The organism is Peribacillus phoenicis (assembly GCF_047238085.1).
GTDB lineage: Bacteria > Bacillota > Bacilli > Bacillales > DSM-1321 > Peribacillus.
The window spans coordinates 2,005,133-2,025,366 of sequence record NZ_JBDFMF010000001.1 but is presented as its reverse complement, the minus strand read 5'-3'; the positions used below and the strand labels follow the sequence as shown (position 1 = coordinate 2,025,366).

Genomic DNA, 20,234 nt, shown 5'->3' with positions numbered 1-20,234 from the left:
TTTAATTTACCTTTTTCGATCCTTTCCAATGGATTTCCCTCAAACGGTATTTTTGTAGCTTACCTGTTGCCGTTTTCGGTAAAGACTCTACGAATTCAACTTTTGTCGGTGCTTTAAAGTGAGCCATGTTTGAACGGCAAAAGGTAATGATCTCATTTTCTGTCACTTCCGCATTGGGGTGCAACACAATGATTGCCTTAGGCGTTTCTCCCCATTTATCGTGTGGGATGGCAATGACCGCTGCCTCCAAAACATCTGGATGTTTATACAATACCCCTTCCACCTCTGTTGAAGAAATATTTTCTCCCCCGGAAATGATTAAATCCTTAGCCCTGTCCTGTATTTCAATATAGCCATCAGGATAGGTCACTGCCAGATCCCCTGTATGAAACCATCCATCCCGAATTGCTTCGGCCGTCTTTTGCGGATCCTTATAATATCCTTCCATTACAACATTGCCGCGAGTAATGATTTCCCCCAGTTCCTTTCCATCCCAAGCGACTGCTTTTCCATCTTGATTGACTACCATCGTTTCCCCATTGAAAACCAATTCAATACCTTGTCTTGCTTTTATTATTGCTTGTTCGTCCGCCGATTTAGCTTCAAACTCATCCTTCCACTCGTTATATAGGATGAAAGGGGAAGTTTCTGTTAATCCATAAACGTGAATCATATTCAAACCAAGTATTTCTTGTGCCTTTTGTATAAGCGCTGCTGCTGGAGGAGCACCTGCTGTTGCCATCCTTGGACGCACTTTGATATTTGTTTCTTTTGCTTTAGGATCATTCACTAGCATATTGACGACAGTAGGTGCTCCACATAACAATGTAATATTATGCTGGGCGAATAATTTGAGAATAAGAGGAGGATCAACTTTCCTTAAACATACATGGGTCCCGCCAGTAGCCGTTACCGACCATACACCCCCCCACCCATTTGCATGAAACATTGGCAGGGTATGTAAGTATACATCGTCATGCTTCACTCCAAGGTGATAAATGAAATTAGCTGCATTCATGTAATTCCCGCGATGGGTCAACATTACCCCTTTTGGTTTTGAAGTCGTTCCACTCGTGTAATTTATAGTCAAAAGTTGATTTTCATCCATTGTAACCTCTGGCAGTCCATCATCATTTGCATGCAAAATGAAATTCTCATAGTCTATCCCAGGTAAAGTGGTTTCATGTCCTTCAACAGGCACGATAATGATTTTTTCCAATGATAGTCTAGTAATGATCTTTTCGATCGGAGCGGTGAATTCTTCATCGACTATCAACATTTTTGAATCGCTATGCTTGATGATATATTCCAAATCCTCTGCAGCAAGCCTATAATTCAAAGGAACCATTACCGCTCCCATTTGACAAATGCCATAAAAACATTCCAACATATAATGCGTATTTGGCAACATTACTGCAATATGGTCGCCTTTTTCAATTCCCGAAGAATGCAATGCTTTGGAAAGTTGATCTGTTCGCTGCCCGAATTCCTTATATGTAAACTCTTTCTCTTCATCGATGATTGCCACTTTTTGAGGATAATATTTTACGGCCCTGCGCTTCCAATCCATTGGGGTTAATGGGGAAATCATTTTACCATCTCCTTCTTTTCAGATTCTTTGTAATCAGCACCCTGCCTGGTTCGTCATGATGAATCCTGAGAAAAAAACTTCTTTTCCTTTTGATACATTTTCATTTTCCAGCCGTCATATCTTCTTTAATGGATTACTTACACCATAAAAAAATTATTGAATGACGTTTATACTTAGGATACTTTTTAATTATTCTGATAATTAACTACCTAAAAACAGTGAAATTCACTGCTTTAATAAATATATAGTGCTTCTTCTTTCTATTATAATGGAAACTGTACACGTCAGGAAGACTATATTTTATTCTCTATGCATGACGACAGATGTTCGGTAAGTTTCCCAACGATTTGTTTGAGACGTTCCGTTTCCTCTTCATTTAGGACGCTATAAAAGTCACGAAAAATTTTGGTAAAACACTGATTGATGGAATGATAGGTATTCCTTCCACTTTCGGTGGATTGGATAAAAACTACCCGCCGATCATCCTCACTGTGTACCCTCTCAATCAACTTCTTCCGTTCAAGCCGATCAATTAGTGCAGTTCCTGCTGCAGGTTTAATCTTCAAATGATTCGAAACATCTTTAACAGCTATGGATTCATTCAAGACTATTAATTGCAATGCGCGATACTGTACAGAAGTTAAATCATATTTAACCAATAACGGTTCAACCAATTCCTGTGATAGGCTGCTTAGTTCCCTGATCTCTAGATGTAAATTATACAATTCACTTGAATTCATGTTTGACAATCCTTTCTTATTGACACTATCTATCTAAAACTATAACATAATTAACGTATCAAAAAATTAACCATGCGAATTAAATTGGTTATTGATTTTTAAAGAGAGAGAGAGGCTGTCCATGTCAGCAGAACAACGCAAAAAGATCATTATCCTCATGATCAATATGTTTATAGCAATAGGAAGTTTCGGTATCATCATTCCCATTTTACCAGCATACCTGGCCTCCATTAATCAAGGCGGAACCGCCGCTGGCCTAATGATCGCCATATTCGCAGGTGCACAACTTATCTTTTCGCCAATTGCCGGAAAATGGACTGACCAATTCGGGCGCAGAAAAATGATTATTTATGGATTAGTCGGTTTGACATTATCCATGTTTATTTTTTATGCAGTCAATTCCATTTGGTTATTATATGCTTCACGTATCATTGGCGGGATCGGAGCAGCTTTGCTTATACCCGCAATTTTTGCTTATGTAGCCGATATCACCACATTTGATCAACGCGCCAAAGGCAATAGTTTAGTATCTGCCGCCATGTCCCTGGGAATTGTAGTCGGTCCGGGAATTGGAGGTTTTTTAGCTGACTTTGGCTTGAAGTTTCCCTTTTTGATTTCTGCGCTGGTATCCCTATCAGCTGTGGTATTTTCGATTTTTGTTTTAAAAGAAAGCGAAACGGCCCAGGTTACACAATCCATGGATGCAAAAACTGAAACGATGATTCGTAAGATTGCCTTATCCGTGAAAATGCCTTATTTCATCCCACTCATCATTACTCTTGTAATGAGCTTTGGCTTAATGGCATATGAATCTGTAATTGGCCTTTATCTTGATAATCAATTCAATTCAAGTCCTAAGGACATCGCTGTCATGGTTACAGCAACCGGTATCGTCAGTGTAATAGTGCAACTGTTTGTCGTCGACCGGATTGTACAGCGATTCGGGGAAGTGAATGTGCTGAATATCTTTATCAGTGTTGCAGCAATCGGTTTCCTTCTATCACTTTTTGCTACAAGTTACTTGATTTTCTTTTTGATTTCGCTTATCATCTTCCTTTCCACCTCCATCTTGCGTCCAGTTCTTAACACACTGATTTCCAAGATGGCAGGGAATGAACAGGGCTTCGCAATGGGTATGAATAATGCATATATGAGCATCGGAAATGTGCTCGGACCTACACTTGCCGGAATGATGTATGATGTCCACATCACCTATCCGTTCATGTTGGGCCTTATCCTTTTATTCATTACTTTGATGATTACCATGGCTTGGCAAAAACGATCTCTTCATGCAAAGGCATTATCTTAAAAAGCATTTCATGTTTTATACAGCATAACGAACCCCCGAGTAGCAGGTGCTATACGGGGGTTTTCATTATGAATTTTATAACGATTGAAATCCTCCAAAACTGTTTATTCACGAGTAACGTCCCCAACTCTCGGATATTCGCTCCAATTTCATGCGGAAACTTCTCAAATTCATGCGTAATATCCGAATTCACGAGTATTTGCTTCAAATTCACGAGTAAATGCGTCAATTTCACGAGTATTTGCTCCATATTCACGAGTAAATGGATGAATTTCACGAGTATTTGATCGGAATTCATGCGGAAGTAGCTCAAAATCTTGCGTAACATCCGAATTCACGAGTATTTGCTTCAAATTCACGAGTAAATGGATGAATCTCACGAGTATTTGATCGGAATTTACGAGTAAATGGCAGTAATTCACGAGTAACGATTCCAACTCTCGAATATTCGTCCCAATTTCATACGAAAACAGCTCAAAATCTTGCGTAATATTCGAATTTACGAGTATTTGCTTCATTTTCACGAGTAAATGGATGAATCTCACGAGTATTCGTCCCAATTTCATACGAAAACAGCTCAAAATCATCCGTAACATTAGAATTCACGAGTATTTGCTCCATATTCACGAGTAAATGGATGAATCTCACGAGTATTTGCTCCGAATTCACGAGTAAATGGCACGAACTCACGAGTAACGATTCCAACTCTCGGATATTCGCTCCAATTTCATGTGAAAACAGCTCCAAATCTTGCGTAATATTCGAATTCACGAGTAAACGGCACGAACTCACGAGTATTTGCTCCGATTTCACGAGTAAATGGCACGAATTCACGAGTAACGCTTCAATCTCTCGAATATTCGTCCCAATTTCATACGAAAACAGCTCAAAATCATCCGTAACATTAGAATTCACGAGTATTTGCTCCATATTCACGAGTAAATGGATGAATTTCACGAGTATTTGCTCCGAATTCACGAGTAAATGGCACGAATTCACGAGTAAATGGCACGAATTCACGAGTAACGCTTCCAACTCTCGAATATTCGCTCCATTTTCATGCTGAAACAGCTCAAAATCTTGCGTAACATCCGAATTTACGAGTAATTGCTTCATTTTCACGAGTAAATGGATGAATCTCACGAGTATTTGCTCCGAATTCACGAGTAAATGGCAGTAATTCACGAGTAACGCTTCCAACTCTCGGATATTCGCTCCAATTTCATGTGAAAACAGCTCAAAATCTTGCGTAATATTCGAATTCACGGGTATTTGCTCCTTAAGTTAATGATTTTATTTAGCCAAAATAAAAAGCGACCTTATTTCTGAGAATAAGGCCGCTTATCATTCAGTTTTTCTCATTTATATTGTTATAAGGGGAAAATGAATTTCATTTAATATATACGGCTTTTTTCCCTTTACTGCTTTCAAAAGCCGCATCAATGATTTTAATGACCGATAATCCCTCTTGGGCGGTTACTGGAGCTTTTTTCCCGCTCAATATACTATCGGCAATTGATTGGTAATATGTTAAATAAGATCCATGCAGTGTTTCAATGGTTTCATGTGTCTCATTTTCACCTTCAACCGTAACCAGCCTACCATAGAATTCAGGTTCATCTGCACCCCAAGAGTCATCCAACGGTTTTTTACCCTCACTTAGGGCTGCCTCTTGGCAGTCAAGACCGTACTTGATAAATGATCCTTTACTTCCATGCACCTGATAGCGCGGTCCATTAAACGGAACGATTGAGCCAGAATGCAAGATAACTCTCAGCTTTTCATATCCTAATATTACATGGAAATAATCATCCGTTTCAGCATTTCCTTTTTGGGTAAATACATCAGCCAAAACGAATTGCGGCAATCCAAACAAATGAAGTGCTTGATCGATGAGATGTGATCCTAAATCATAAAGCATGCCTGATCCCGGGCCTGGTTTTTCCCTCCATCTATCCCTGACCACAGGCCGGTATCGATCATAATGGACTTGGTATGTATTGATTTCCCCAAGCACTCCATCATCCATAAGTTTTTTCACGGTCAAAAAGTCATTATCCCATCTCCGGTTATGATAGACACTTAATAGCAAATTCTTTTCCTCGGCAATCTTAATGAGCTCCTCCGCCTCCCAAGCTTCCACTACCATTGGCTTTTCAAGGACGACATGCTTGCCTGCTAACAAGCTTTGCTTGGCCATTTCATAATGTAAACCACTCGGTGTCGTAATAACAGCCAAATCAATGGACGGGTCTTCAAGAATTTCCTCTAAGCTGCTTACCACTTCCACATCTTTCAAATCTTTTTGGACTTTTTCCTTATTGGAGCTGACTACTTTCGCTATTTGAAATTGCTCTAAAACGCTTAGTAATGGCGCGTGAAAAGTAGCTCCTGACAATCCGTATCCAACTATGCCCACTTTAATTTTTCTCATTTTCGTTCCCACTCGCTTTCTTGTTCCTCTTAAACATACATTTTATTATATTTCATTGTCCGGGTATGTATCTCTCAAAAACTTGACAGATTGAATAATCAATTCTTTCAATACGTTAATATCGATATCTGCAACTTTATTGATGTACACACACGCTTTTCCGGAAGTGTGTATACCAAATGCCTGTAACAATTCTTCTCTTTTTTTGTCTCCCGGAGCAAAATATAAACTGATTTTTGCTTTTCGAGGCGAGAAGCCCACCAGCGGGGCATCGCCTTCGTGACCTGATTCATATTTATAATGATAGGTACCGAAACCAATTATGCTCGGTCCCCACATCTTTGCCTCACAACCTGTCGTTTCGGTAAAAACATCCAACAATTCGTATGCATCTTCACGTTTTTTCGGATTATCGACGTTCTCAATGAACTCAATGACACTACTGTCAGTTTCTTTGGTTTTTTGTTTATACATGACCGGAACCTCCCTTATATTAAAAGGTAGAAAAAATTCATAAGATATCGCTTGCTCAGTATCTTAGTACACTATACAATCATGTTTTTAGGTTGATATGTATGTATATAGCCTTCATCACCGAAGTATCAATGATTGGCGGACGTTCTTCATTACTAGTTCTCCAAGCTCCATGGCAAATCCTTCATTCGATACCCTTATATATTATAGAACATTGATTCGTTTTATTCTATTTTAAGAGCAGAGTTTATAAAGATAAATCTTTTGTGCGTTAACAAATAAGTACTTTTTCATAAAAATCTCTACGATCAGAAAATATAATTCTGATCGTAGATTTTTGCATTATAAGGCAAAATGCAGTTTATCCAGACTTATTGCCGCCGGATTTTTTCAATTTCATCAGCTATGAATTGTACCTGTGTCCCTACGATGACTTGAATGCTTTGGGGACCCACGATATTGATTCCAGCAACCCCTGTTGATTTGATTTTATTCTGATCGACAGCCCCCATATTTTCCACTTCAACTCTTAAACGGGTAACGCAGTTATCTACAGATGTAACGTTTGCGTCTCCGCCTAATCCCTCATAAATAGCGGAAGCCATTCCAAAGAATTTACTCTCATTATTCCCGCCTTGACTGCTGTCTGCTTCCGCAATCCCTCCTCCGCCATCAAGCTCATCTTCTGTATCATCTTCTCTGCCGGGAGTCATTAAATTGAACCTTGTTATCAAGAATCGGAATAAGAAATAGTAGATGACAGCAAAAGCCAGTCCTTGAAGAAGTAGCATATACGGTTCATTTGCCAGTGGTAATCTTGAACTTAATACAAAGTCAATGAATCCAGCACTAAAACCGAACCCTGCTGTCCATTGAAAAGTCGCAGCAATAGCTAATGATATTCCTGTTAATAAGGCATGCACAACGAATAGGGCTGGTGCAACAAACATGAAAGCAAATTCCAAAGGTTCAGTGACGCCTGTGAAAAATGAAGCGAAACCGGCTGCGAGCATTAATGAGGCAACTTGTTTTTTCTTCCGTGATTTTGCGGTATGGTACATGGCAAGGGCTGCTGCCGGCAAACCGAACATCATGACGGGAAAGAATCCGGCTTGATACATGCCTGTGGTTCCTTTTATTCCTGTTCCAGCCCAGAATTTACCGATATCGTTAAGTCCTATTACATCGAACCAGAATACAGAGTTTAACGCATGATGTAAACCTGTTGGTATCAAAAGCCGATTAAAGAATCCATAGAGTCCTGCTCCAGCAGCACCTAATTCACTTATTCCTTCCCCAAATATAACTAACCAGGAGTAGATGAGTGGCCATAAGAAGAATAATATAAGGGAAACCAGTAACATGACAACCGCAGTAAGGATCGGTACAAGGCGTTTACCGCTAAAGAAAGCGAGTGCATCCGGCAGCTCGACCTTACTGAACCGATTATACATAGCTGCCGCTATAAGGCCCGAGAGGATTCCGACAAATGCATTTTCTATTTTCACAAATGCTGGATTTACATCCTTTGCATCAATTCCCTGCAACATCGCTACAGAGTCCGTGGAAAGCAATGTCGTTACAACTAGATAGGCTACCAGCCCGCTTAAAGCCGCGGCCCCATCTTTTCCTTTCGACATCCCCAACGCCACTCCAACAGCAAACAAGATAGCCATATTGTCAATGATCGAAGAACCTGCTTTTATTAAGAAAGCCGCTAACGGACTTCCCGCTCCCCATCCTGCCGGATCTATCCAATAACCGATCCCCATTAAAATGGCGGCTGCCGGCAATACGGCTACTGGCAGCATCAAGGAACGTCCAATTTTTTGAAGATATTTTTTCATCCCGCTTTCCTCCTGTCAATTACTGATTTAGGGCAAACCCCATATTCTATTAGACAACGGTTCCTTCCATTTTAGAACTTCATTTCATATATAAAGTTGGCTATATTCAGGAATAAAGTCTTAGCGATTTACTCATCCATCGAAAGTTCATAAAAAAAAGAAAAGTCCAACCGGACTTTTCTTTTTTCATTTATTTATAGAGCAAGTAGTTTTTACGAACCTTTTTAAAAGCATCCTGCTTTACTTGATATTCTTTCATGATTTCATTTACTGATGAACCTTCTTCAATTCTTGACATTACCCAGCCATTGCCAATCAATAAATTGAAATTTTTGGCTGCAAGGAATTCGAAATCACCAGGATATAGATCCTGAATGGTCTTGATGATGTGAAGTCCAGTAGGGACAGCCTTGAATTCCTCTCTATCCGTAATATAAATTTCCACTCCGTGGCTGAGTTTACCGGCATGTTTTGAAAATGTAGGTGTAAAGGAGGCTGCCCTGAATTTTACGCCAGGTAACCTTAATTCATTTAATTTCCCAGCAAGCTCATCACTGTTTATATAAGGAGCACCAATCAACTCGAATGGTTTAGTCGTTCCTCTGCCTTCCGAGACATTCGTTCCCTCGATCAAGCCTGTAGCCGGATACACGAAAGTAGTGGAAACTGCCGGCATATTCGGTGACGGCAAGACAAAAGGGAGACCAGTATCATCATAGTCCATATCTCGCTTCCAGCCTTTCATCTTGATGACCTTAAGATCTGCACCAATTTTAAATTCCTTATTGAACAAAGTCGCAAGTTCACCAACTGTCATCCCATGCTTAAGCGGTATTGGGTACAAACCGACAAACGATGAGAATTCAGGTTCAAGTACCGGCCCATCTACCGACTCCCCGCCTTGCGGGTTCGGCCGGTCCAGCACGATAAAGGGGATATCATTTTCTTTGGCTGCTTCCATTGCATATGCCATCGTGTAGATATAAGTGTAATAGCGTGTTCCGACATCCTGGATATCAAAAACAAGGACCTCAACATCCTTTAACATTTCAGGCGTCGGTTTTTTCGTTTTGCCATATAAGCTATAAACGGGCAACCCTGTTTTTTCATCAATATAATATTCAACGCTTGCACCAGCTTGCGCATCTCCACGCACTCCATGTTCAGGACCAAATAACGCTGTCAAATTAATGTCCGGATCATCATGAAGTAGATCGACGATGCTGGTTAATTTTGAATCGATGCCAGTTGGGTTCGTAATCAAGCCGACTTTCTTTCCGCTTAACACGTTCTTTTCTTCTTTTAAAAGGACTTCAATACCGGGACTGACCTTTTGTTTTTTCTTCTCTTTAACAGCGGTTACACTTTTTGAGGAAACAATGCCGAAAGTCAACAGACAAATGGTAAAAAGGATTATCATTCTTTTCAAAGAGCTTCTCTCCCTATTTTTTAATGGGTCTTCCAGATTTAATATCTAATCCATATCCAAATTTATAAAGACTCTCAGAGGGCTTAGTTACTGATGGTATATCGACCGGCAACGTGCCTTTTGGTTTTGATTCTCCAAAAATGGTCGAGATGCCTGCCGGGATATTCGGCTGTCTATAACGCCCATTCGAATACCCTTTGAATCCGTAAACAGCAAGAACCGCTTTCGCTTCTTCAAAGTTTGCAACATCATAAGGGTTTCTTAAACTCATTAAAACAAATTCTTTATCTTTCTTATTAGCATGATTCATGACCGCTCTAGGGAAGGCTGTTGCCCACTTCGAAGAATCTTGAATGCTATCATCGATCACTCCATCATTGACAGCCGGATCGTTTTTGACAACATAGGAACCAGTTATGACAAAGTCCGATTCATCAATGAGTCTGGCCACTTGATCTGTAAATGACTTTCCTGAAAAACTCATACCCGTTATTTGGACTTTCTTTATTTTCTTTTTAACAGCTAATTCGCTAATGCTCCTGGACATGGATTCAACTTGGTCATCAAAAGGAGCAAGAATTAAAACTTTATCATTTTTCTTGGGTTTGAAAGGCAATGTTTTGTCTTCATTTTTCAATAAGGTGATGGCATCTTCCGCGATTTTCCTTTCTTTTTTCAAATGATCTTCATTCCCTACCACTTGAAGCGCGGTTTCGATTTTTTTATCGATCGGAGTTTCATCAGGGTTTAATATCCCTCTTTTCACTTTCAGTTCAAGTATCCTCGTTACAGATTGATTGACTTGATTTAGAGGAATTTCCCCGCTTGCCACTGCTGCCTTCACTGCATTGAATACAGAGGTTAAATTCTTTTCCATTTGAAGCGAATTAACCTGTGCAGGCATCAATGCAATATCAACTCCTGACTTCAATGCAAGGACAATAGCTTCTTCCTGTCCGAAGTTGTCCGCGATGGCTTTCATATTCAATGCATCTGTAACCACAACACCGTCAAAACCCATTTCTTCACGTAATAAACCCGTGATGACCTTATGTGACAACGTCGCAGGAACCATAATCTCTTGACCGTCTTTTTTACTGATATACGTAGTGTCATCGAATGCAGGAAATTGAACATGTGCAGTCATCATCATATCAACTCCAGCATCGATTGCCCTTTGGAAAGGCATCAACTCGATGGAACGCAAACGTTCTTTATCATGAGAAACAAGAGGGAGACCATAATGACTATCGACTGCTGTATCTCCGTGGCCGGGGAAATGCTTGGTCGTTGCTATCGTGTTCTGATTTTGCAATCCTTTTATCGTCTGAATGCCCATCTTTGCTACAAGTTCCGGATCAGAACTGAAGGAACGAACGCCAATAACGGGATTTCTAGGATTATTATTGACATCGACAGACGGCCCGAAATTGACATTTATGCCAAGTGACGACAGTTCCTTGCCAATGATTTCTCCAGATTGATAAGCATAACTCTCCTTTCTGGCTGCACCAAGTGCCATATTACCAGGAAGGTTCGTTCCAGTTTGAAGGCGAGTTACGATTCCCCCTTCCTGATCAATCGTTATGAACAGCGGAAGGTCCGGGCTTGCCATCTGCAAACCATCGGTGAGCCGAACCGTTTGTTCGGTATCGACTACATTCTCAGCAAACAGAATAACACCGCCCAGATGATATTTTTTGATGATGCTTGCAACTTCTGAGTTCATTTCAATAAACCCCGTCGCCTTCGCTTCTCCTTGTTTTTGCCAATTGCGAAAATCCGGCATGAGCATTTGTCCGACTTTTTCATCGACTGTCATGTTTGCTACGATTTCCTGAATATCCGATACCGTTTTTTCAGTCTCTGATCCTTTTGCTGTCGCATTCCCTCCCAGAATGGATATAAAACCTAAGAATAATGCGATTCCAGCAGGGGCACATATCCTTTTTATCATTTAGGCTTCCTCCCTTGTATACTTTTTAGTTCTTTTAGCAGCAATTCCATAACCACATCGATGAAGGGGTATAAATGAATGGAAAAGAACTATATAGATCCTATAAAAAATTCAAGGCAGCATTGGGAATCCCGTCAGCCGCCTCTTTTAAACAAGCCATCATGAAATATATCATTTATCCCTGTATAATTGATTCATAGAGCCCAATTGGTCACTCAATTATAAGTTTTATCGTTTGACCAGGCTTTAGAAGGGACAGCAAGGGAATATCTTCTTCTATGATTCGCCCAATCACATTAACTCGGTGATTTGCCCCTAGGTCTCTCTTGCAAATTTGGACCTCTCCCCGATATCTTCCGTAACCATTATTGTCCATCGTTATGGATCCAAGGCTGCGTGCAACTGTATTACTCGGCTCAACATTTGCTGTGACCCGGGTATTCTGCAGCCGGAAAACATCTTGAGAAACATCTGGCCTCAATTCGTACGGACCGCTTTGCAAGAGTCGGGATTCCGCTCTAACAGTTAGAATATTTTGATTTTTATAAGCGGTCAGATTCTCAAGCAGATTATTCTCCGTTCCTTGATCTCCAACGTAAACTCCTTCCACATGCTGAAACAGCTCGATACCGGCAGCGTAAGGATTCATCAACCTGTGTTTTTCAAGCGTTGGAAGACCTTCATGAATTGGACCGCGTTTACTTCCTGCACCCGGAATGAAAGCAAAGATCGGTATGCCGTATTTCTTGAACATTCGATTTTGTTCATGAAAGAATTCTTCCTCAAGGCCCGTTTCAGGCCTTGGATAAAAGTTGTGCCAAGCTATCAGATTTTCCGGTTCCACACCGCCTCCAAGCACGGCTAAAAGTTCATCTTCATTCAACGTACTTGCATTCAGTGAAAGTGAAAACACCTTGGATAAAGATATGACCGTTTCTTTATCAAATCCATCATCAAGGCGAATACCTTTAATACCTAATGGCCATAAATCCGTAAATTTGCTAATCCCCAAATGATCAAGCGTTTTTATTGAGATATCTGCATGGATTTCTATTCCGTAGGACTCTGAAAGCTTTAAAAGTCTGATCATTCTCTTCACGAGGTCGCCCTTTTCTTCAGGAATATGAAGCGAGGTAAATGCTCTCTTCACTCCCAGGTCAGCAGCATGTATGATTTGTGTTTCTGCATGCGGGTCTTGTAGATAAAAAGAGATTCCGATCACTTGAATTCAACCGCCATTTCATCTTTAAATCCAAACAGATACGTAAAAATAAATCCTGCTATATAGGAAATGAACAATCCAGCTAGGAACAGGGCGATTTGGTTTGGATGAACTAAAAAGGTAAGCGGCAGTCCGGACACACCGATCGACGACGTTGCGATTCCGAATTGAGCCTGGAATGCTCCGCCTACTCCTGCACCTAAACATGCCGTTAAGAAAGGCCGGCCCAATGGCAGGGTCACTCCAAATATAAGAGGTTCGCCGATACCAAGCATCCCGGAAGGAAGGCCTCCTCCGATTGCTCTCTTCAAACTTGCTTTCTTCGTTTTCATATAGATGGCAAATGCCGCTCCCACTTGGCCTGCGCCACCCATCGCCAAAATGGGAAGCAGTGGATCATCTCCAATCGAATTTATCAATTCTAGATGGACAGGCGTTAAACCTTGATGTAAACCAGTAATGACGAGAGGGAGGAAGGCCGCACCAAGGACGAATCCAGCTACAACACCGCCGAAATCCAATACATTCAATAACCCAGTCGTAATGGCATCCGATAAAAACCCACCTACCGGCATAAATACAATGTAAGTGACAATCCCAGTAATGAGTAAAGCGATGGTTGGCGTCAAAATGATATCCAGTGATTGAGGAATGAATTTCCTGACCTGTTTTTCCACCAAGGCTATGAAAATAGCTGCAAAGAGGACTCCTATCAAGCCACCGCGGCCAGGGAGCAAATTTTCACCAAACAATGAAATGTCGCCGACGGCGGGGTTGATGACCAAGATACCCGCTACTGCACCAAGTGCAGGTGATCCACCGTATTCTTTTGCTGCATTGGTCCCAACCAAAATCCCCAAGTAGGCAAACAGCCCTGACCCGATAACGGTTAAAATGATGGCTAACTGTGATTCTGCTGCTAGCCAGCCTGCTTGAACGATTGCTTTTGTAATACCGGTAATCAAACCTGATGCCACTAAGGCGGGGATTAAAGGGATGAAAATACTTGCAATCCTGCGTAAAAAAAGTTTAAAAGGTTTTGCATTTTTCCTATCAATCTCTGATTTATTCTTCGAGGCTACTTCCTTTAAGTTCAAATTGCCTGAAGAATCTTCCAAAAGCTTTTCAAATTCTGTATGAACCTTGTTCACCACGCCTGGCCCGAGGACGATTTGTATCGTTTCCTCTTCAATGACGCCAAATACACCTTCAGTATTTTTTATTTCTTCCATTTTTACTTTCGAACGATCGATTGGCAGTACCCTTAGTCTGGTCATACAATGTGCAGCATCGGCAACATTTGATGCCCCGCCTAATTTCCCCAATAATTCTTCGGCTAAACTGGCGTACTTATCCCCCTTACCCATTCAAAAGCCCCCTTTGTCAAATCTCGTATCAATCATTTATATCGATCTGTCATCGATTTAATGGCAGACCTGGTGTTATCAATATAGTGAACAGTCTCTTCATATTGCTCTGAAGCCATCCCCAAAAACAAAATGTCAATCATATATAATTGTGCCAATCGTGAGGATGTGGCTGCACTTCGAAACGGTGCTTCATTCGAAAAGGATGTATACAGTGTGGCGTCACACAAAGAAGATACCGTTGTTTGGCCATAATGAGTCAGCCCGATCGTCTTGACCCCACGTTCTTTTGCCAGCTTCAATATATTGACAACTTCAGGTGTTTCCCCTGAGAATGAAATGGCAAAAACGATATCATTTTCATCAGCATTTGCAATCAAGGTTGCAACTAAATGCATATCTGTAAAAGCCGTTGCCCCTTTATTGATGCGAAGTAATTTTTGCTGAGCGTCAGCCGCAACTATATTCGAAGCACCGACACCGCAAAAGTGGACGGTTTTAGCATTCAGCATCAGCGTTATCGCATGTTTGAGGTTATCGTGATCGATTATTTCAGATGTGTCCCGGATGGTCTGAATCGAATTACTCGTTGTTTTCTCCACAATCCGATACAGTGATTCGGAAGGCTCGATATCCCGGTAGCCCTGTTCAACGGTCTTCATCAAATCTCCAGCAATCCTTATTTTCAGATCTTGAAATCCTTTTATGCCAAGCGACTTACACAACCTAATAACAGCAGCCCCGCTTGTTTGGGCAGACGTACTTAATTCCTGTACAGTGCTGTTCACAACTTCATGAGGATTCTTCAGAATATATTCTGCTAGTTTTTGTTCAGATTGCGGCAGCTTGCTCAACATCGTCTGTATGATTGATAATCCTCCTGTAGCCATTTCTTCCCTCCTTAATCTTCATGGATCGAGATTGCTTTTCTGACATCCCCATCCGCATTTTCCAGTAACTCCATTGCTTTTTCATAATTTGTTGCCGTTTTTATCATGACAATCGCTGGCTTAACTTGATTATTTGCCTTTTCAAGCGTATTCAATGCTTGATCATAGTCAGCATTCGTTACAGTTTCTATGATGCTTATTGCACGTTCCTTCAGTTTTTGATTACTGACATTTACATCAACCATCAGATTTTCATAGACTTTTCCCAGCCGGATCATGGTTGCCGTTGAAATCATATTAAGTACCATTTTATGTGCGGTTGCCGCTTTCATTCTCGTGGATCCTGTTAACACTTCCGGTCCGACAACCACTTCAATCCCTATATCAGCTGCTTCTGTGATGCTCGCGTTTTTATTGCATGATAAAGCGACGGCTTTAGCCCCGACTTTTCTTGCATAACGTAAAGCGCCCTTCACATACGGGGTACGGCCGCTTGCCGCAATGCCAATAACCGTATCATTAGCTGTAAGGCCCACGTCAATCAGATCACATTCCCCAAACTCTTCTTTATCCTCTGCTCCTTCAACAGCCCGAACAAACGCCTTTTCCCCTCCTGCAATTATTCCTAGCACCCTATCAGGCGGTGTGCTGAAAGTCGGGGGACATTCCACCGCATCCAGCACACCGAGTCTTCCGCTCGTTCCTGCTCCGATGTATATGAGTCTCCCTCCTTTTTTTAACGATTCACAAGCCCATTCAACCACCGTTTCAATCTCTGGCAATACCTCCTCAACCGCTGCTGCCACTTTAAAATCTTCTTTATTGATTGCAGAAATGATTTCCATCGTATTTACACTGTCGATATTCATTGTCTTTTCGTTCCGTAATTCAGTCGTTAATGAACGTAAGTGTTCTTCCATAGACTATTAAATCCTCCCATAAACAATTACTTAAATATAATTTCATTTTTTAATAGAAAATAATGAAATTATATTTCATATTATATTCAATGATAGCGTTTTCATTACTCGGATACAAGATTTTTTTATAAAATTTGTTAATTAGCATTTTTCTTTCCTCAAAACCCCCATGCCGGCGGACTCCTTATTAAATAAAATTTGCATCGATAGCCCTTTCTGAGTGCCGTAATTTACCTATAGGAGCCACCTATTTTTGGTGTAAATTCTTTCAACAATAAAAAAACGTGTACCGTCCCCAAACTTGGGAACGATACACGCACAAGTAATATAATAAAATGCCAAACTAACATACTACCCCGGCCCTGGATACCTCATTCCTTTACCCAGTTAACGGATAGGGACTACTTTCCCGTTTTCTACTGCACCGACGACAATAGTTGATGCAAATCCTCCATTTTCATCAATTGAGGGAATATCGTATATTTTTTGATCTGGCCCTATATTTGAAAGTCCATCTTGCATATGCTTACGGATGGCCTTGGCATCATCAACGCTGCCTGCAGATTTCATCGCTTCCACAAACGCATACATGGCGATATAGTTCAAACCAACTTCGGAGCTTGGATCTTCCTTATAATTCTTTTGATATTTCTCAACAAAAGCAGGTATTGCTTCTTCATCTGAGTCCATCAGTGGCAGAACGCCAATCGAGCCTTCCAATGTTTCATATGAACCTGCAATCGGCTTCATTTGATCCAGCTTTGCTTGATCCATGATGATGAAACCGCCCTTAAACCCTAGCTCCCGAGCTTGCTTCGCTACTTTTGCCGTTGGTTCCGAAGCACCACCGATAAATAGCACATCAGGATCTTTTTTCAAGGCATTGGTGACAATCGTAAAGAAATCGGTTTCTTTGGCGAAATCAATTGATGAATTATAAACGACTTTTCCGCCTTGCTTTTCCCAATGTGGGAGCACGGCTTCCGTCCAGTCTTTACCGTATTGCGAAGATGTTGGCAAAGCGGCAATTTTCTTGCCGAAATGTTCCATTGCATATGTTGTAAAAGGTTCAATATACCCCTCGTAATTCGGTGGAATTCGAACGGTTAATGAATTTCCGCTATCGGTAACTGCCGGTTCACTCGTATATGCCCCAATGATGAATTCCTCTTGTTCATTAAAAACCTGAAGTGCCAGCACACCCCCACTATGAGGCGTAAAAATGATCGGCGTATCATATTCCTGAATTAACCGTTTAGCATTCGACCCTGTTTCATTGGGAAGGTATTTATCATCCAACGAAACTAAATTCAATGTGTATTTCTTATCATTTACTTCAAACCCACCAGCATCGTTAATTTCATTGACAGCCATTTCCACACCATTCAATGTCCGTTTCCCATATAACGCTGCTGCCCCGCTTAAAGGACCGCTAAAACCGATGTTAACGACATTTTCACTTTTGCCTTTACTGCCACTGCTTGACACAGGGCTATCCCCTTTATTGCACCCAGTCAACACAGTGATCATTAGCAGGAGAAAAATAAATAATACTTTCAGTTTTTTCATAAAAATCCCCCATTCAATTTTTTCAGGCCCCAATATACGCTTTCCTTACTTCATCATTGGCTAATAACTCACTTGCTGTCCCTTGAACGACAATTTCCCCATTTTCAAAAACATATCCTTTATCTGCAATGCCGAGAGCAGCATTCGCGTTTTGTTCAGCAAGCAGGACCGTGATTCCTTCGCGGTTTATTTCTTCAATGACCCGAAACATTTGTTCGACAATAAGTGGAGCGAGTCCCACCGAAGGCTCATCAAGCATCAACAATTTCGGTTTCGACATCAAGGCTCTTCCAATTGCGAGCATTTGCTGTTGGCCGCCGCTCAGGCTTCCCGCTTCATCATGATGCTTTTCTTTTAAAATCGGGAATAAATGATAGACGTATTCCAAGGAATCCTTGATCTCCGCTTTCTTTTTTCGATGCACATAAGCACCCATCCTCAGATTTTCCTGGACGTTCATCTGTGGAAACAGTTTACGTCCTTCGGCACACTGGACGATCCCCTCCCTAACATTCTTATCAGGGGCACGGCCCCCTATCGGCATGCCCAGAAAATGAATTTCCCCCTTGGACAGCTTACTGATTCCGCTTATGGAACGAAAAGTCGTGCTTTTACCTGCCCCATTAGCTCCCAACAATACAACGATCTCTCCCTTGGCAACTTCGATATTCACATGTTTTATCGCAGTGAAACTTCCATAATTCACGGCGACATCGGTTAACTTAAGCACTGGCACTCCCTCCCAAATAGGCTTTAATCACCGCTTCATTTCCGCGGATTTCCTTAGGTGTGCCCTCGGCAATTTTTTCTCCGTAATTAAGGACCATGATGTGGTCTGCCAAGTTCATGATCATATGCATTTTGTGCTCGATTAAACAAACGGTCAGTCCCGATCGATTCAATTTTTTAATCAGTTCTGTCAATCCTTCCGTTTCATCCGGATTGATTCCCGCAGCAGGTTCATCAAGAAAGATAATTTCCGGTTCAGTCGCAAGGGCAAGGGCAATGGCTGTCCGTTTCTTTTCCTCCTGCGAGATGCTGGAGACCATTCTGTCAGCCGATTCCGTCAATCCGACAATATCAAGAACCTCCATTGCCTTATCCCTGCAAGCCGCTTCCTCCCTTTTTAAACGTTTTGTTCTTAGAATGGCATCCACCAGATTGGATTTGGTTCGCAGCCTATGACCGACAATGACATTATCCAACACAGTCGTTTGATCAAAAAGGCTTGTCGTTTGAAAGGTTCTTGAAATTCCGAGCCCCGCTATTTCATTGGCAGGAAGTTTGGTGATATCAATCCCCTTAAAAAGGACCGTCCCGGAAGTTGGTCGATGAAAGCCACTGATCAAGTTGAAAAAAGTTGATTTTCCTGCTCCATTTGGTCCGATTATTGCATTGATTCTACCTTTTTCAATCGTAAAATCCACATTATTGACGGCCGCCAATCCTCCAAACCGCTTTGTCAAATTCTTTGTTTCGATTAGCAATTTCATCCCTCCTCAGCTTTTATGTGCATTTCGCTTCTCACCCTGGACAGTTCATTATCTTTTCGCTTTCTTTGCCAATCAAAGAAGGCCCCTGCGATTCCGCGCGGATAAAAGATAATGATCACCGTAAGCAATGGCCCGAATATCAACATTCGATATTCTTGAAGGAATTGCAGATTCTGCGAAAGGATTACTAACAATAATGTTCCTACCAACGGACCTGAAAGTGTCCCTATTCCACCAACCAATAAATACATCAATAGATCGAACATTATGGCAGTTGATCCGATATCAGGTCCAATGAAACGAATGAATGAAGCATACAAAGCACCTGCCAAACCTGCAAAGAATGTGGATAGGACAAATGCGGTTAACTTATTCTTCATTGTGGATATACCAATCGTTTGTGCAAGGTCCTCGCTGTTCCTGATTGCCATATACGTCCTGCCGGTCAACGAGCGTATAATTCGATACACGATTAAAATCACTGCAAGCAGGAAAATGAGGACTAGATAATATTGGGATGCTGCAGTATCGAATGTGATCGGCCCTATATTCCCAGGAGCAGGGATACCGATCAATCCCCTAACCCCCTCTGTAAGTCCCTCCCATTTATCGATGACCAGATATATGATGTAACCCACACATAGGGTATAAATTGCGAAAAAGTGTTCCTTTGTCCTCAGCGCGATCAAACCGATTAAAAACCCAATTGCACATGTGATTAAACATGCACATACAAGTGCCAGCCAAAAGTTCATTTCCGCTTTTACCGTCAGGAGGCCAAGCGAATATGCTCCAATCGCAAAAAATCCAGCATGTGCAAGCGAGAGATATCCAGTATATCCTGATAATAAATTGATTCCATAAACAGCTATCGCCCAGATGAACGAAAGTGTCAGCATATGGAGATAATAATCGTTTTGAGCGATAAAGGGGAATGAAAAAGCAAAGATGATAAGAGCGATAATCCCATTTCTTTTCGTTAATATCTTCAC

Annotated in this window: 18 protein-coding genes; 1 reads left to right on the top strand and 17 read right to left on the bottom strand. The window is 41.3% G+C overall.

The annotated features are described in order from the left end of the window. Position 1: 1 nt before the first annotated feature. Together ABC374_RS09780 and ABC374_RS09775 are read right to left on the bottom strand one after the other, a co-directional pair. Positions 2–1,591 carry a long-chain-fatty-acid--CoA ligase gene (locus ABC374_RS09780; RefSeq protein WP_413017362.1) on the bottom strand — a complete coding sequence of 530 codons (1,590 nt, stop codon included), beginning with the start codon at positions 1,589–1,591 and terminating at the stop codon, positions 2–4. A gap of 293 nt (positions 1,592–1,884) precedes the next feature. Further along, positions 1,885–2,331, bottom strand: a complete 447-nt coding sequence (locus tag ABC374_RS09775) for a MarR family winged helix-turn-helix transcriptional regulator (RefSeq protein ID WP_350302483.1) — start codon at positions 2,329–2,331, stop codon at positions 1,885–1,887. Between the two features lie 121 nt (positions 2,332–2,452). Between ABC374_RS09775 and ABC374_RS09770 the strand changes: the two genes are divergently transcribed. After that, entirely contained in the window at positions 2,453–3,640 is a 1,188-nt protein-coding gene (locus tag ABC374_RS09770; RefSeq protein WP_350302482.1) for an MFS transporter, read from the top strand. Positions 3,641–3,689: 49 nt separating this feature from the next. Here ABC374_RS09770 and ABC374_RS09765 read toward each other — a convergent pair whose 3' ends face one another. The 15 genes from ABC374_RS09765 to ABC374_RS09695 all read right to left on the bottom strand — a co-directional run bounded on the left by ABC374_RS09765 (position 3,690) and on the right by ABC374_RS09695 (position 20,234). Beyond that, entirely contained in the window at positions 3,690–3,938 is a 249-nt protein-coding gene (locus ABC374_RS09765; RefSeq protein WP_413017359.1) for a hypothetical protein, read from the bottom strand. A gap of 176 nt (positions 3,939–4,114) precedes the next feature. After that, the gene (locus ABC374_RS09760; protein WP_413017357.1) at positions 4,115–4,906 is read right to left on the bottom strand and encodes a hypothetical protein; all 792 of its coding nucleotides are present in this window, start codon (positions 4,904–4,906) and stop codon (positions 4,115–4,117) included. A gap of 124 nt (positions 4,907–5,030) precedes the next feature. Next, complete coding sequence (locus ABC374_RS09755) at positions 5,031–6,074, bottom strand: oxidoreductase (RefSeq protein ID WP_413017355.1); 1,044 nt, start codon at positions 6,072–6,074, stop codon at positions 5,031–5,033. A gap of 45 nt (positions 6,075–6,119) precedes the next feature. Continuing rightward, positions 6,120–6,548, bottom strand: a complete 429-nt coding sequence (locus ABC374_RS09750; protein ID WP_413017353.1) for a DUF1801 domain-containing protein — start codon at positions 6,546–6,548, stop codon at positions 6,120–6,122. Positions 6,549–6,919: 371 nt separating this feature from the next. Further along, positions 6,920–8,395 carry an N-acetylglucosamine-specific PTS transporter subunit IIBC gene (nagE, locus tag ABC374_RS09745; protein WP_413017351.1) on the bottom strand — a complete coding sequence of 492 codons (1,476 nt, stop codon included), beginning with the start codon at positions 8,393–8,395 and terminating at the stop codon, positions 6,920–6,922. Between the two features lie 190 nt (positions 8,396–8,585). Continuing rightward, on the bottom strand, positions 8,586–9,824 hold the full coding sequence (locus ABC374_RS09740; RefSeq protein WP_413017349.1) for an exo-beta-N-acetylmuramidase NamZ family protein: 1,239 nt from the start codon (positions 9,822–9,824) through the stop codon (positions 8,586–8,588). A 13-nt stretch (positions 9,825–9,837) separates the two neighbouring features. Further along, a complete protein-coding gene (locus ABC374_RS09735; protein WP_413017347.1) occupies positions 9,838–11,781 on the bottom strand; it encodes a glycoside hydrolase family 3 protein in 1,944 nt (647 codons plus the stop codon). A gap of 211 nt (positions 11,782–11,992) precedes the next feature. After that, entirely contained in the window at positions 11,993–13,003 is a 1,011-nt protein-coding gene (locus tag ABC374_RS09730; RefSeq protein ID WP_413017345.1) for a MupG family TIM beta-alpha barrel fold protein, read from the bottom strand. After that, positions 13,000–14,370 (bottom strand): PTS transporter subunit EIIC, encoded by a 1,371-nt coding sequence (locus ABC374_RS09725; RefSeq protein ID WP_413017343.1) that lies wholly within the window; start codon positions 14,368–14,370, stop codon positions 13,000–13,002. Before ABC374_RS09725 ends, ABC374_RS09730 begins: the two co-directional genes overlap by 4 nt. Before the next feature lie 32 nt (positions 14,371–14,402). Beyond that, positions 14,403–15,260: a MurR/RpiR family transcriptional regulator gene (locus tag ABC374_RS09720; RefSeq protein WP_413017341.1), complete on the bottom strand. Its 858-nt coding sequence runs from the start codon at positions 15,258–15,260 to the stop codon at positions 14,403–14,405. Positions 15,261–15,271: 11 nt separating this feature from the next. After that, on the bottom strand, positions 15,272–16,180 hold the full coding sequence (gene murQ, locus ABC374_RS09715; protein ID WP_413017339.1) for an N-acetylmuramic acid 6-phosphate etherase: 909 nt from the start codon (positions 16,178–16,180) through the stop codon (positions 15,272–15,274). Positions 16,181–16,567: 387 nt separating this feature from the next. Beyond that, the gene (locus ABC374_RS09710; protein ID WP_350302472.1) at positions 16,568–17,749 is read right to left on the bottom strand and encodes an ABC transporter substrate-binding protein; all 1,182 of its coding nucleotides are present in this window, start codon (positions 17,747–17,749) and stop codon (positions 16,568–16,570) included. A 22-nt stretch (positions 17,750–17,771) separates the two neighbouring features. Next, positions 17,772–18,479, bottom strand: a complete 708-nt coding sequence (locus tag ABC374_RS09705) for an ABC transporter ATP-binding protein (protein ID WP_350302471.1) — start codon at positions 18,477–18,479, stop codon at positions 17,772–17,774. After that, positions 18,472–19,242 carry an ABC transporter ATP-binding protein gene (locus ABC374_RS09700; RefSeq protein WP_413017336.1) on the bottom strand — a complete coding sequence of 257 codons (771 nt, stop codon included), beginning with the start codon at positions 19,240–19,242 and terminating at the stop codon, positions 18,472–18,474. The genes ABC374_RS09705 and ABC374_RS09700 overlap by 8 nt, the downstream gene beginning before the upstream one ends. Further along, positions 19,239–20,234 carry a branched-chain amino acid ABC transporter permease gene (locus ABC374_RS09695; RefSeq protein WP_413017334.1) on the bottom strand — a complete coding sequence of 332 codons (996 nt, stop codon included), beginning with the start codon at positions 20,232–20,234 and terminating at the stop codon, positions 19,239–19,241. The genes ABC374_RS09700 and ABC374_RS09695 overlap by 4 nt, the downstream gene beginning before the upstream one ends.